The 12487-nt window shown below is 71.7% G+C and carries 14 protein-coding genes; 8 read left to right on the top strand and 6 right to left on the bottom strand.

Translation table 11 applies throughout. From position 1 onward, the window contains the following. Positions 1–69: 69 nt before the first annotated feature. Genes AB0I45_RS08160 through purD form a run of 3 tightly spaced genes read right to left on the bottom strand, consistent with a single transcriptional unit; the run spans position 70 to position 2855 of the window. Positions 70–555: a hypothetical protein gene (locus AB0I45_RS08160; RefSeq protein WP_345029482.1), complete on the bottom strand. Its 486-nt coding sequence runs from the start codon at positions 553–555 to the stop codon at positions 70–72. A 31-nt stretch (positions 556–586) separates the two neighbouring features. Continuing rightward, positions 587–1489: a phosphoribosylaminoimidazolesuccinocarboxamide synthase gene (locus AB0I45_RS08155; RefSeq protein WP_345029485.1), complete on the bottom strand. Its 903-nt coding sequence runs from the start codon at positions 1487–1489 to the stop codon at positions 587–589. A gap of 52 nt (positions 1490–1541) precedes the next feature. Continuing rightward, positions 1542–2855 (bottom strand): phosphoribosylamine--glycine ligase, encoded by a 1314-nt coding sequence (gene purD, locus AB0I45_RS08150; RefSeq protein ID WP_345029488.1) that lies wholly within the window; start codon positions 2853–2855, stop codon positions 1542–1544. Between the two features lie 74 nt (positions 2856–2929). On the opposite strand from purD, the gene AB0I45_RS08145 reads away from it, so the two are divergent. From AB0I45_RS08145 to purM, 6 genes are all read left to right on the top strand, one after another. Then, positions 2930–3979 carry an asparaginase gene (locus AB0I45_RS08145; protein ID WP_345029491.1) on the top strand — a complete coding sequence of 350 codons (1050 nt, stop codon included), beginning with the start codon at positions 2930–2932 and terminating at the stop codon, positions 3977–3979. After that, entirely contained in the window at positions 3976–4374 is a 399-nt protein-coding gene (locus tag AB0I45_RS08140) for a sterol carrier family protein (protein WP_137318795.1), read from the top strand. Before AB0I45_RS08145 ends, AB0I45_RS08140 begins: the two co-directional genes overlap by 4 nt. A 131-nt stretch (positions 4375–4505) precedes the next feature. Beyond that, positions 4506–5948, top strand: coding sequence for an aldehyde dehydrogenase family protein (locus AB0I45_RS08135; protein ID WP_345029493.1), 1443 nt, complete (start codon positions 4506–4508; stop codon positions 5946–5948). Between the two features lie 103 nt (positions 5949–6051). Beyond that, positions 6052–6471 carry a hypothetical protein gene (locus tag AB0I45_RS08130; protein WP_345029496.1) on the top strand — a complete coding sequence of 140 codons (420 nt, stop codon included), beginning with the start codon at positions 6052–6054 and terminating at the stop codon, positions 6469–6471. Then, complete coding sequence (gene purF / locus AB0I45_RS08125; RefSeq protein WP_345029498.1) at positions 6428–7960, top strand: amidophosphoribosyltransferase; 1533 nt, start codon at positions 6428–6430, stop codon at positions 7958–7960. Before AB0I45_RS08130 ends, purF begins: the two co-directional genes overlap by 44 nt. 1 nt (position 7961) lies before the next feature. Continuing rightward, complete coding sequence (gene purM / locus AB0I45_RS08120; RefSeq protein ID WP_345029500.1) at positions 7962–9062, top strand: phosphoribosylformylglycinamidine cyclo-ligase; 1101 nt, start codon at positions 7962–7964, stop codon at positions 9060–9062. Between the two features lie 90 nt (positions 9063–9152). Here the strand turns inward: purM and AB0I45_RS08115 are convergent, their stop codons facing one another. From AB0I45_RS08115 to AB0I45_RS08105, 3 genes are all read right to left on the bottom strand, one after another. Continuing rightward, positions 9153–9731, bottom strand: a complete 579-nt coding sequence (locus tag AB0I45_RS08115; RefSeq protein WP_345029502.1) for an OmpA family protein — start codon at positions 9729–9731, stop codon at positions 9153–9155. Next, positions 9728–10354, bottom strand: coding sequence for a hypothetical protein (locus AB0I45_RS08110; protein ID WP_345029504.1), 627 nt, complete (start codon positions 10352–10354; stop codon positions 9728–9730). Before AB0I45_RS08110 ends, AB0I45_RS08115 begins: the two co-directional genes overlap by 4 nt. A 124-nt stretch (positions 10355–10478) precedes the next feature. Continuing rightward, positions 10479–10673: a DUF3073 domain-containing protein gene (locus AB0I45_RS08105; RefSeq protein WP_137318802.1), complete on the bottom strand. Its 195-nt coding sequence runs from the start codon at positions 10671–10673 to the stop codon at positions 10479–10481. 427 nt (positions 10674–11100) lie between these two features. Between AB0I45_RS08105 and AB0I45_RS08100 the strand changes: the two genes are divergently transcribed. Then, positions 11101–11433 carry a hypothetical protein gene (locus AB0I45_RS08100; RefSeq protein ID WP_345029507.1) on the top strand — a complete coding sequence of 111 codons (333 nt, stop codon included), beginning with the start codon at positions 11101–11103 and terminating at the stop codon, positions 11431–11433. Positions 11434–11459: 26 nt separating this feature from the next. Then, on the top strand, positions 11460–12284 hold the full coding sequence (locus AB0I45_RS08095; protein WP_345029511.1) for a hypothetical protein: 825 nt from the start codon (positions 11460–11462) through the stop codon (positions 12282–12284). Positions 12285–12487 lie beyond the last annotated feature (203 nt).

The following is a 12487-nucleotide window of genomic DNA, read 5'->3' as shown; positions in this document are numbered from 1 at the left end:
GGTGCGCCGTGCCCACCGACCGTCTGAACCCGCCGGCAGCACGAGAACCTCCGTCGCCGAGCTGCTGTGTCACCCCAGCCCGAGCACCGTGCGCAGCGCGGTTTCGATCTCCGCCGCCGCGCGCTCGGCCTCGTCGCGGCCCAGCCGGTAGGGGTCGGCGATATCGTCGAGGTATCCGCGCGTCGGGACCTCGACGCACGCGCCCGGCGGGTCCCAGGCCTCGACCGTTCCGGCGGCGGCGAGCTCCGCGTAGGGGCGCAGCACGACGGTCCGGGCGGCCGCCTCCGGCCAGGTGTCCACGACGAAGTCACGGTGGGAGCGGGTGAGGCAGACGAGGAGATCGGCCCCGGCCGCGCGGTCCGCGTCGAGCTGCGTGGGGGTGAAACCCGCCGTCGAGGCGCCGAGCCGGGTCAGGCACGCCGCCATCGCGGGGTCGATGCCGAGGTCGGCGAGCAGGTGGGTGCCGGTGCTCGTGTACCGGGTGGAGGGGTCGAGGAGGGCTGCGAGGCGCTCGGCGAAGGGGGAGCGGCACGTGTTGCCGGTGCATACGAACATCACCGTTCTCATCGTCGGCTCCCGGGACCGCTCAGAGGGGGAAGGTCTCGCCGGTGATGCGCTCGAAGGCCTCGACGTAGCGGGCGCGCGTCTTCTCGATGATCTCCGCGGGCAGCTCCGGCGGGGCGTCCCCGGAGTCCTTGTCCCAGCCGGAGGCCTCGGAGGTCAGCCAGTCGCGGACGAACTGCTTGTCGAAGCTCACCTGGACCCGGCCGGGCGCGTAGGCCGCGGCGTCCCAGAAGCGGGAGGAATCCGGGGTGAGCACCTCGTCGGCGAGCAGGATCGTGCCGCCCGGGCCGCGCCCGAACTCGAACTTCGTGTCGGCGAGGATGATGCCGCGCTCGCGGGCGATCTCCTCCGCGCGGGTGTAGATCCGCAGGGTGACGTCGCGCAGCTCCTCGGCCTCCGCGGCTCCGACGATCTCCGCGGCCCGGTCGAAGCCGATGTTCTCGTCGTGGTCGCCGATCTGCGCCTTCGTCGCCGGGGTGAAGATCGCCGGTTCGAGCTTGTCGGACTCCCCGAGCCCGGCGGGCAGGCGGACCCCGCACACCGCGCCGGTGCGCCGGTAGTCGGCGAGGCCGGACCCGGTGAGGTAGCCGCGGGCCACGCACTCGATGGGGAACATGTCGAGCGGCCGGCACACCATGCCGCGCCCGGCCACCTCGGCAGGCACCTCGGTCGAGGTCACGTGGTTGCCGATGACGTCGGCGAGCTGGTCGAACCACCACAGGGTGAGCCCCGTGAGGACGACGCCCTTGTCCGGGATCTCCGAGGCGAGCACGTGGTCGTAGGCGGAGATCCGGTCCGAGGCGACCATGAGGATCCGGTCGGCGCCCTCGAGTGTGCCGACGGAGGCCGGGACGTAGATGTCGCGCACCTTGCCCGAGTACACGTGCGTCCAGTCGGGGATGTCGGGGTGCTCGGTGTCGATCATGGGCGTTCCTTCGGGTCGGATGCGGTGCCGGAGTGCGCCGGCGGCGGGGGTATCAGGTGGGGTCGGAGTCCCCGCCGGGTGCGGAACTCCCGGCCGGGACGGCGACCTCTCCGGCCGCGGCCGCACGCGCGATGTCGGTGCGGTGCTGCTCGCCGTCCCAGGAGATCAGGCCCACGGCCTCGTAGGCGCGTTCGCGGGCGGCGGCGAGGTCCTCCCCGGTGGCGACGACGGAGAGCACGCGCCCGCCGGCGGTGACGACCTCGCCCGCGGGCGAGGTGGCGGTGCCGGCGTGGAGAACCATGACGCCGGGCAGCGCGGCGGCCTCCTCGAGCCCTGCGATCGGGTCCCCGGTGCGCGGCGCCTCGGGGTAGCCCGCGGCCGCCAGGACCACGGTGACCGCGGCCTCGCGCGACCAGGAGAGTGGTCCGAAGACCGCCAGGCGGCCCTCCGCGGCGGCGAGCAGCGCCTGGGCGAGCGGAGTCTCGAGCCGGGCGAGCACGGACTGGGTCTCCGGGTCGCCGAACCGCACGTTGAACTCGATGACCCGGAGGCCCTTCGGGGTGAGCGCGAGCCCGCAGTAGAGGAGGCCGACGAACGGGGCGCCGCGGCGGGCCATCTCGTCGACGACCGGCTGGGCGACGCGGGCGACGATCTCCTCGACCATCCCGGGCGGGGCCCACGGCAGCGGCGAGTAGGCGCCCATGCCGCCGGTGTTCGGGCCGGCGTCGCCGTCATGGATGCGCTTGAAGTCCTGGGCGGGCTCGAGCGGGACGGCGGTGGTGCCGTCGCACAGCACGAACAGGGACACCTCCGGCCCGGACAAGTGGTCCTCGATGACGACCCGGTCGGACACGCTCAGGCAGGATTCGGCGTGGGCGAGCGCGGCGGCGCGGTCCTCGGTGACGACGACGCCCTTGCCGGCGGCGAGCCCGTCGGCCTTGACGACGTGCGGGGCGCCGAACCGATCGAGTGCGGCGGCGGCCTCGTCCACGGTGGTGGCGACGACGGCGGCGGCGGTGGGCACGCCGGCGGCCTCCATGACGTCCTTGGCGTAGGCCTTCGAGCCCTCGAGCGCCGCGGCCTCCTGGCCGGGGCCGAACACCGCGAAGGAGGCGGCGCGCAGCGCATCGGCCACTCCGGCGACGAGCGGGGCCTCGGGACCGACGACGACGAGGTCGACGTCGAGCTCCTCGGCGAGCGCGACCGCAGCATGCGGGTCGGTGGCGTCGAGCGGCCGGGTCTCGCACAGCAGCCCGATGCCCGGGTTGCCGGGCGCGGCGATGACGGCGTCGACCTGCGGATCGCGGGACAGCGCGGCGGCCAGGGCGTGTTCGCGGGCACCGGGCCCGATGACGAGAACCTTCACGCCCCCAGACTAGTACGGCGGGCTCCCGAACCGGGCGTCGGACGGCCGGCGGCGCCCGCCGATAGTGTGGACCCATGAGCCCACAGAGCACGCACCCCCCGACCTCCGAGACCTTCTCCGCCGCGGCGGCCGTCGAGCTCGCCGTCATCGAGCGCTCCGGCTTCGTCGAGTCGCGCCACCTCGGCTCCGCCGTCGTCGTCGACCCCGACGGCGCCCCGCTCATCGAGCTCGGCGCGCCCGCGGAGCCGGTCCTCACCCGCTCGAGCCTCAAGCCCCTCCAGGCGCTCGCCTGCCTGGAGATGGGTGTGCCGCTGGCGGGAGAGTCCCTCGTGCTCGCCACGGCATCCCACCGGGCGGAGGAGGGCCATGTCGAGGTCGTCGCCGGGATGCTCGACTCCGTGGGCCTGGGGCCCGAGGACCTGCAGTGCCCGGCCGTCGCGCCCGCGGACCGCGGCGACCGGATGCGGGTGCGCAAGGACGGCACCCTGGTGTCCCCGCTCCACTTCAACTGCTCGGGCAAGCACGCGGCGTTCCTCATGGCCCAGCAGCTCGGCGGCCACGACACCGCCGCCTACCTCGACCCGGATTCCGCGGTGCAGCGGCAGGTCGCGGCGACCGTCGCTGAGTACTGCGGGGGCTCGTCCGACTTCGTCGGGGTCGACGGCTGCGGGGCCCCGGTCCACGCGCTGCCGCTGACCCGGCTGGCGGCCGGGATCGGGCGGCTCGCCGCCGGCACCACCGAGCACGCGCGCACCCTGCGCGATGCCGTGCTCGCCCACCCGTGGGCCATCGAGGGGCACGGCCGACCGAACTCCGTCGTCATCGAGAAGCTCGGCATCCTCGCGAAGTTCGGCGCCGAGGGCGTCATGGTCATGGGCACCCCGGGCGGCCACGCGGTCGCCGTCAAGTGCCTCGACGGCTCGAGCCGGCCGACGACGATGGTCGCGCTCGAGCTCCTCGTCACCGCCGGCGCCCTGCCCGCCGAGCAGGTCGTGCCGGTGCTCGCCGAGCTCGACCACCGGGTGACCGGGGGGATCGGCGGCGACGGGGAGCCCGCGGTCGTCGGCGCGCTGCGCTCCTCCTCGGCCGTGCTGACCGCCGCAGAGCAGCTGGGCCGGCGATGAGCATCCGCCGCCGCATCGACCCGGCCGCCGGGCACGAGGCGCTCGTCGCCTGGGTGCAGGCCCGCCGCACCGGCGCCGCACCCGCCCCGCGCACCACGCTGGCCACCGCCGTGCGGTTCACGCTCGAGGAGCTCGCCGCGCGCAACGAGGGCAACTCCGTCGAGGTGCGGATCCCGCCCTTCGGCGTCACCCAGTGCATCGCCGGTCCCCGCCACACCCGCGGCACCCCGCCCAACGTCGTCGAGGCGGACCCCGAGGCCTGGCTCGAGGTCGCGGTGGGGGAGACGGACTTCGCCGCCGCGCTCGCCGCCGGACGCATGAGCGCCTCGGGCACGCGCGCGGACCTCACCGCGGTGACCCCGCTGTTCGACGCCGCCGAGCTCTTCCCGAGCTGAGCGCGGCTCCGGGGCGGCTGCCGGCCCGCGAGGCCTCGCTCCGAACCGAACCGAACCGTGCGGCCCGGCCCGCCCGTCCAGCATGCGGCGGGTCGTTGCCCGCGCCCCGGGTGCGCGAGGACAATGAGGCCATGACTGCGCAGACGACTCCGACCTCCTCGTTCATCGACGGCCGCTCCGTGCCCGCCCGGGACACCTACGACAACATCGACCCGGCGACCAACCGGGCGCTCGGCGGGGTCTCCCGGGGAACCGCGGAGGACGTCGACCGGGCCGTGACGGCCGCCGCCCGCGCCCAGCGCGAGTGGCGGAACACCTCGCCGGAGCAGCGCTCGCGGTTCCTCGTCGAGATCGCCCGGCTCGTCCGCGAGGACCGCGACACACTGGCCCGCCTCGAGACCGAGGACACCGGCAAGCCGCTCACCCAGGCCTACGCGGACGCCGACACCTGCGCCCGCTACTTCGAGTTCTACGGGCACACCATCGAGTCGTACTACGGGCAGACGATCCCCTTCGACCCGGGCATGCACGCCTACACCCGCCGCGAGCCCTACGGCGTGACGGGGCACATCGTCGCGTGGAACTATCCGCTCCAGCTCATCGGCCGGGCCGCCGCCTCCTCGCTCGCCACCGGCAACTGCGCGGTGGCGAAGCCCGCGGACGAGACCCCGCGCACCACCGTGCGCCTCGCCGAGCTCGTCCACCGCGCCGGGGTGCCTGCCGGCGCCTTCAACGTCGTCACCGGGCTCGGTTCCGAGGCCGGGGCCGCGCTCGCCGCGCACGACGGGGTGGCCCACCTCGGGTTCGTCGGCTCGACCGCCACCGGCTCGCTCATCGCCCACGCCGCGGCCGACCGCGTGGTGCCCACCGTGCTCGAGCTCGGCGGCAAGTCTGCGAACGTCGTGTTCGCCGACGCCGACGTCGACGCCGCGATCCCGAGCCTCGTGCGGTCGATCCTCCAGAACGCCGGGCAGACATGCTCGGCCGGCGCGCGCCTGCTCGTCCACCGGGATGTGCACGCCGAGGTGGTGGAGAAGATGGCCGCGGAGTTCGGGAAGGTGAGCATCGGCCGCGGGGCCGATGACCCGATGCTCGGCCCGCTCGTGTCCGTCAAGCAGCAGGAGCGCGTGGCCGGCTTCTTCGACCGGCTCAGCGGCGGTGAGATCATTACCGGCGGCAGCGCGCCGAGCGACCTCGGCGAGGACCTGGCCGGGGGCGCGTTCTTCTCCCCGACGCTCGTCGACAACGTCGACCCGGCCGCGGAGATCGCCCGCGAGGAGGTGTTCGGCCCCGTCGTCGTCGCCACCGAGTTCGACGACGAGGAGCAGGCGATCGCGCTCGCCAACGGCACCGACTACGGGCTCGTGTCCGCGGTGTGGACGCGGGACGTGGGCCGGGCGCACCGAATGGCCGCGGCGATCGAGGCCGGCCAGGTGTTCGTCAACACCTACGGCGCCGGCGGCGGAGTCGAGCTGCCCTTCGGCGGCTTCAAGAAATCCGGCTACGGGCGCGAGAAGTCGATCGAGGCCTTCGACGAGTACACCCAGACCAAGACCGTCGTCATCAAGCTCTGAGCCGGCGGTGCCGACGGGCCCGCGGAGACCGGTGCACCGACGAGCTCGCCGAGCCCGGTGGACTAGACTCGGGGGCGCACACGACGGCAGCCCAGGGGAGTTCATGAAGGACACCATCGACGTCTCGGTGAGACGGAGTCCACGGTATTCGGCATTCATCATCGTCGGGGTCGTCCTCGGCATGACCGTGGGACTGGTCCTCAGCCTCCTGCCCGTGGACACGAGCGCCCTCACCACCCAGGTCACGCAGGGCTCGGCAGTCTGGATGCTCATGGTCGTGGTGGGGATCATCGGCGGTTTCCTCGGCGCGATCGTCGCGCTCCTCGTCGACCGGCGCAGCGTCAAGCGCGCCCGCACCTTCGCCGTGGGCGCCGAGTACGAGCCGGAGCGGCGCCGTGCCGCGGACTCCTCGACACCCGCCTCGGCCGCGGATGCCGCCCCGAACGCTCCCGAGGCGCCCGCGGAGGGGCCCGGCCCGGATGCCGGTCGCGGCCCCGAGGCCCCGCGCACTGTGGGACAATGACGGCGTGGCACGCGCAGACGGACAGCTGACTCACGAAATCGACCCCCAGGACAAGAAGCCGCAGGACGAATGCGGTGTGTTCGGGGTCTGGGCACCGGGCGAGGAGGTGTCCAAACTCGTCTACTACGGCCTCTACGCCCTCCAGCACCGGGGCCAGGAATCGGCCGGGATCGCGGCGAGCAACGGCGAACAGATCATCGTCTACCGGGACATGGGACTCGTGTCCCAGGTGTTCGACGAGAACGACCTCGAGACGCTGCCCGGGCACATGGCCGTCGGCCACACCCGCTACTCCACCACCGGCTCCTCGACGTGGGAGAACGCGCAGCCGACGCTCGGGCCCACCCGCTTCGGCACGGTGGCCCTCGGCCACAACGGCAACCTGACGAACTTCCTCGAGCTCCAGGAGCTCGCCGACACCCGGCAGGAGGTGCGGCAGGAGACCGTCAAGCAGGCGACGCAGAAGACCAATCGCACCCGCGGCCACCGCGACTCCTCGAACGACACCTCGCTCATCACCGAGCTGCTCGCCTCCGGCACGGGGGAGAACCTCACCGAGGTCGCGCTCGAGCTCTTCCCCAAGCTCGAGGGCGCCTTCAGCCTCGTGTTCATGGACGAGCACACGCTCTACGCCGCCCGCGACCGCCACGGCGTGCGCCCGCTCGCTCTCGGCCGGCTCGACCGCGGCTGGGTGGTCGCGAGCGAGACCGCCGCGCTCGACATCGTCGGCGCCTCGTTCGTGCGCGCCGTCGAACCCGGCGAGCTCATCGCGATCGACGAGGACGGCCTGCGCTCGTACACCTTCGCCGAGCCCGAGCTCGCCCGCTGCGTGTTCGAGTACGTCTACCTCGCCCGCCCGGACAGCATCCTCGCCGGCAAGACCGTGCACTCCGCCCGCACGGAGATGGGCCGGGTGCTCGCCCGCGAGTACCCAGTCGACGCGGACATGGTCATCGCCACCCCGGAATCCGGGACGCCGGCTGCCGTGGGCTACGCGGAGGAGTCGGGGATCCCGTTCGGGCAGGGGTTGATGAAGAACGCCTACGTGGGCCGCACCTTCATCCAGCCCTCGCAGACGATCCGGCAGCTCGGCATCCGCCTCAAGCTCAACCCGCTGCGGGAGAACATCGAGGGCAAGCGGCTCGTCGTCGTCGACGACTCGATCGTCCGCGGCAACACCCAGCGCGCCCTCGTGCGGATGCTCCGCGAGGCCGGCGCCCGGGAGATCCACATCCGCATCTCCTCCCCGCCGGTCAAGTGGCCGTGCTTCTACGGCATCGACTTCGCGACCCGTGCCGAGCTCATCGCCAACGGACTCACCACCGACGAGATCTGCCAGTCGCTCGGCGCAGACTCGCTCGGCTACATCTCGCTCGACGGGATGATCTCCGCGACCCAGCAGGAGCGCAGCGAGCTGTGCACCGCCTGCTTCTCCGGGGAGTACCCGATCAGGATCCCGGACAGCCAGGCGCCGGAGAGGAGCTGCTGACATGACCGAGGACAGCGCAGCACAGGGCACCACCTACGCCTCCGCAGGCGTCGACGTCGAGGCCGGCGACCGGGCCGTCGAGCTCATGAAGGCCGCCGTGTCGGCCACCCACGGCCCGAATGTCGTCGGGGACTTCGGCGGTTTCGCCGGACTCTTCGACGTCTCCATGCTCAAGGACTACGAGCGGCCCCAGCTCGCGGCCTCGACCGACGGGGTGGGCACCAAGGTCGCGATCGCGCAGGCCCTCGACATCCACCACACCATCGGCTTCGACCTCGTCGGCATGGTCGTCGACGACATCGTCGTGTGCGGGGCGACGCCTCTCATCATGACCGACTACATCGCCTGCGGACGGGTGGTGCCGGAGCGGATCGCCGACATCGTGCGCGGCATCGCCGAGGCGTGCGCCTCGGCCGGGGTCGCGCTCGTGGGCGGGGAGACCGCCGAGCACCCCGGCCTGCTCGGGGTCGACGAGTACGACGTCGCCGGTGCGGCGACCGGTGTGGTCGAGGCCTCTCGCGTGCTCGGCGCGCACCGCGTGAGCGCCGGTGACGTGCTCGTCGGCCTGCCGTCCTCGGGCCTGCACTCCAACGGCTACTCCCTGGTGCGGCGCATCATCGCCGACGCCGGGTGGGGCCTCGATCGTGAGGTGCCCGAGTTCGGCCGGACGTTGGGTGAGGAGATCCTCGTCCCGACGACCGTCTACTCCGGACCGCTGCTCGAGCTGCTCGCCGCACAGCCCGACGCGGTGCACGCGATGTCGCACGTCACCGGCGGCGGGCTGTCGGCGAACATCGCGCGCGTGCTCCCGCAGGGACTGCTCGCCACCATGTGCCGCTCCACCTGGACGGTGCCGGCGGTGTTCGACGTCCTCGGCGAGCTCGGCTCCGTGCCGCGCATCGACCGCGAGCGCACATGGAACCTCGGAGTCGGCATGGTCCTCGTGGTCGATCGGGAGTCCGTCGACGCCGTGCTCGCCGCGGTGGACGGTGCCTGGGTGCTCGGTGAGGTCACCGCCGACGACCGTGCGCTGGCCGGGGACGAGTACTACGTGCAGGGCGCCAAGGGCGTCGACGGCGGAGCTGCGATCCTCCTCGACTGAGGCGCCGCCTTCGGCTGCTGGGTCTGCCGTGCTGCGCGACCACAGGTCCGCGCGGAACGGGGATCAGTTGCGCTGGGTGCGGGCGGTCGCTCAGCCCTCGTAGGCGATCTCGACCCGCCGGTTCTCAGCCCGACCGTCGGGATCGTCCTCGCCGCGGGATTCATTGGGGGCCACCGGCTGGGTCTCGCCGTATCCTTCGACATCGAGCTCGACGTCGGACCGTTCATCGGAGATGACATCGGCGACCGCCTGCGCCCGGTCCTCGGACAGCGACTGGTTGTAGTCGTCGTCGCCCTTCGAATCGGTGTGGCCGTGGACCTCGATGCGGGCGCCGTCCGGGATGTCGGCGACGAGCTCCCGGATCCTGGTCTTCGCGGCGTCCTTGACCGTCGAGGAATCGAAGTCGAAGAGGATGTCGGACGAGAGCGAGATCGTCGTCTCCGACCCGTCCGTCTCCGTGGTCTCGACCTCGGCGGTGTTCTCGAGGAGGTCGGTCGTGTTCTCGTCGAGGTCGTCGATGCTGTCGTCGAGCTCGGTCTGGCTCGGTTCCCCCACATCCGCCAGGGTCGTCGGGGAGGCCATCGCAGCACTGCCCGCCCCGGTGAGGACGAGCAGTGCAGCCGCGGCAGCGCCGAGGAACGGGGTGCGGAAGTCGTGTGCGGCGCTCACTGGATGGTGATCCCGGTAGCGAGCGGCGCCCCGTCCACCATGGCGACGTCGACCTCGGTGACGTCCTCCGGTGGTGCTGCGAAGACCGCGAACGCGTAGAACGTCTGCCCTGGGCCGAACTTCCCGCCCTGGTAGTCGGTCTGGGCGCGGATCACACCGCTGGAGTCGCTGAGCACCCGGTGGCGCTTGAGGTTCGTGTTGTCGATGAAGAACGGCGCCCACCCGCTGTTGCCGAGATAGTGGTAGAGATGGTTGGGTTCGGAGCCGGCGGCGGCATCGATGGTGAAGGCGAACTGTCCGACGACGGTCCTGCCCTCGCGGGACAGGCCGAGGAGCTCGACGGTCATCGTCGCATCGGATTGATCGCCTTCTCCGGCGCGGGCGGGGACCGTCGCGGACGCTACCGGCTCGGGAAGGTTGTTCGGGTCCAGTCCGGCGGACTCCGGCGAGCCGGGCTCACCGGACGGTGCTGCGGAGGGGGACTCACCGGCTACCGAGGTGTCGTCGGGTGAACGCTTGTCGGCAACGGTGTCGTCGGATCCGAGCGAGCAGGCGCCGAGGCTCAGGACGAGTGCGAGGGACGCGATCGCGGTGGTGGGTCGGACCGAGGGGATTCTGCGCATCGGGGAATGCTTTCGCTCAAGGGGAGAGTGATTCGGACGGGTTTCGGAGGGAGCGGGCCATCCTCGTGGCGGTCGGGGAACCGCCGGGTCGGAGTCGGAGCGTGTCAGGTGGACGGACGAATGCTCAGTCGTCGTCGATGTCGTTGTACTTGTCGGCGTACTCGGAGTAGTCGGGCTCCTCGTCGAAGGGGTCGCCGTCCTCCTCGGACGTCGATCCGCCGAGTTCCCTCTGCAGAGCAGTCAGGTCGGTCTCCGGGCTGTAGTACTTGAGCTTACGGGCAACCTTGATCTGCTTCGCCTTAGCGCGGCCGCGACCCACAGGCGTCGACCCCCTCTGTCGTCGGTCCAGGACGCGACTGTGCGCGAACCCCGGCATCTTGGTTGTCATCTCTACCCCGGAATCCTACCCGGTCGGGATAGGATGTGCCATTCCTCGGACGGCCTTGTGGACAGTGTGCGGTGGCCTGTGCGGTCGGCTTCCACAGGGCGCACGGCGGTTCGACGGAGCGGTCTACACTGCGGAATCATGCACCCCCGAACCTGTTATTCCCGGAAGCGATACCTCGTCCTGCTGCGCCTGGGAGCACTTGGTGCGCTCTCGCTGTGGGGCTGAGCGATGGCGCTGGACGTGGGAATGATCGTCTTCATCGGCATCTTCGCCCTTGCCGCCCTGCTCGCTCCGGGCCGGCGCTTCCTCCTCCCCGTGCTCCGGCCCGCTGTGCGTCTGGGACGGGGAGATCGTCGCGGTGATCGTGCACTACGCGCGCAACCCGCGACTGCGTGGCGACGACAGCCTGCTGAGTGCGGCCCCGGTGATCCGGGAGCGGACCCGGGTCGGTGAGCGGATGGCGGACAACAGGGTCGTGGATGCGCTGCCGAGCGTGGTGCTCCGACAGCTGTTCGGGTCGACGATCTACGACACCCTCAATCCCCGTTTCAACCTGCCGACCGGTGAGCTGCGGCGGCAGGCGGCCCAGGCTGCGAAGTCCGGAGGCTTCCGGTTCGACCTGCCGGAGCCGGTCCGGGTCGCCGTCGAGGAGACGGCGGACGGGGACCTGCGGTGGTGGAAGGCTCGCTGAGCGCGGTTCTCGCATAGGGTTGGGCCATGGCCTACGAGCGTGACTTCGAGATCAGGCTGCGGGTGTTCGAGCCGTGCGTGGTGCACCCGGAGTTTGCCGACTTCCCGGTGTCGGACAACCGCGACGCGATCGCCGGACTCGTCGCCGCCGACGCCGACATCCGCCTCATCAGCATCCCGCCGGACCCGGTGGCCGACTCCTACCGCGGGACGCCGATCTTCATGCCCGCCGCCGACGCCGGCGACGAGTTCGACCGGGTGTGCCCGGTGCAGGACGACATCCGGTCGTGGCATGCGCTCGAGGCGCTCGCGGAGAACAGCACCCGCGGCGAGCTCGACCTCATCGTGCCCAAGGCCGCCCGCCGCCGGGCGGCCGCCCACCGGGTCGAATGGATGCAGGACGACCCCGACACCCGCGTGTTCACCCGCACCTCGGCGTGGGACGTGTCGCCCGTGTGGTGGCTCGCCCTCGACCCGCAGCGCGACCAGGTCATCAGCGACGACATCGGCGAGGGTGACGAAGGCTTCCGGATCCGCATCCGCACGCCGATCCTCACCGCCTCCTCCCGCGTCGACTGGGCGCTCGAGGTCATCAAGGAGAAGTCGAAGCTCGTCAGCGTCGTCGAGTCGACGGAGATGTTCTCCGAGTGGCTCGACGGGTTCGACATGAATTCGATCCTCGAGCTCGACCTCGGCGGGATGAGCGAGGTGCTGTGGCCGGACACCGGGGCGGAGCTCGTCGCGGACTGGGTAGACAGCCTCGACGCCGACGACCGCGAGGGCGCGGGAGCGGCCTTCACCCGCTACACCCGGATGTGGGAGATGCTCGGGCTCTACGCCCGCAGCAGCTGAGCCGGGCGGTCCGGTGTTCCGAGTAGAACCAGCCGGGTGCCGCTTACGACTCGATCGGGTGGTGAGGAAGCACAGGTGAATGCGAAAGGCACCCGGGGGACCGGGTGCCTTTCGGGGATGGTGGGTGTTCGAGGGGTGGGGGTCAGTTGGCGAAGATCGAATCAACGGCTTCCTGGAAGGGGCCGGTGAGATCGATGCCGCTG

The sequence above is a fragment of the Brevibacterium sp. NPDC049920 genome, assembly GCF_040656435.1.
GTDB lineage: Bacteria > Actinomycetota > Actinomycetes > Actinomycetales > Brevibacteriaceae > Brevibacterium > Brevibacterium pityocampae.
This window is presented reverse-complemented; position numbering and strand designations above follow the sequence as displayed.

What these genes read in the sequence shown, in the direction of transcription:
- AB0I45_RS08130 (WP_345029496.1), top strand. Translation starts at nt 6,052, where the DNA reads ATGAAGGACACCATCGACGTCTCGGTGAGACGGAGTCCACGGTATTCG.
- AB0I45_RS08095 (WP_345029511.1), top strand. Translation starts at nt 11,460, where the DNA reads ATGGCCTACGAGCGTGACTTCGAGATCAGGCTGCGGGTGTTCGAGCCG.
- AB0I45_RS08155 (WP_345029485.1), bottom strand. Translation starts at nt 1,489, where the DNA reads ATGATCGACACCGAGCACCCCGACATCCCCGACTGGACGCACGTGTAC.
- purF (WP_345029498.1), top strand. Translation starts at nt 6,428, where the DNA reads ATGCCGGTCGCGGCCCCGAGGCCCCGCGCACTGTGGGACAATGACGGC.
- AB0I45_RS08110 (WP_345029504.1), bottom strand. Translation starts at nt 10,354, where the DNA reads ATGCGCAGAATCCCCTCGGTCCGACCCACCACCGCGATCGCGTCCCTC.
- purM (WP_345029500.1), top strand. Translation starts at nt 7,962, where the DNA reads ATGACCGAGGACAGCGCAGCACAGGGCACCACCTACGCCTCCGCAGGC.
- AB0I45_RS08145 (WP_345029491.1), top strand. Translation starts at nt 2,930, where the DNA reads ATGAGCCCACAGAGCACGCACCCCCCGACCTCCGAGACCTTCTCCGCC.
- AB0I45_RS08135 (WP_345029493.1), top strand. Translation starts at nt 4,506, where the DNA reads ATGACTGCGCAGACGACTCCGACCTCCTCGTTCATCGACGGCCGCTCC.
- AB0I45_RS08160 (WP_345029482.1), bottom strand. Translation starts at nt 555, where the DNA reads ATGTTCGTATGCACCGGCAACACGTGCCGCTCCCCCTTCGCCGAGCGC.
- AB0I45_RS08140 (WP_137318795.1), top strand. Translation starts at nt 3,976, where the DNA reads ATGAGCATCCGCCGCCGCATCGACCCGGCCGCCGGGCACGAGGCGCTC.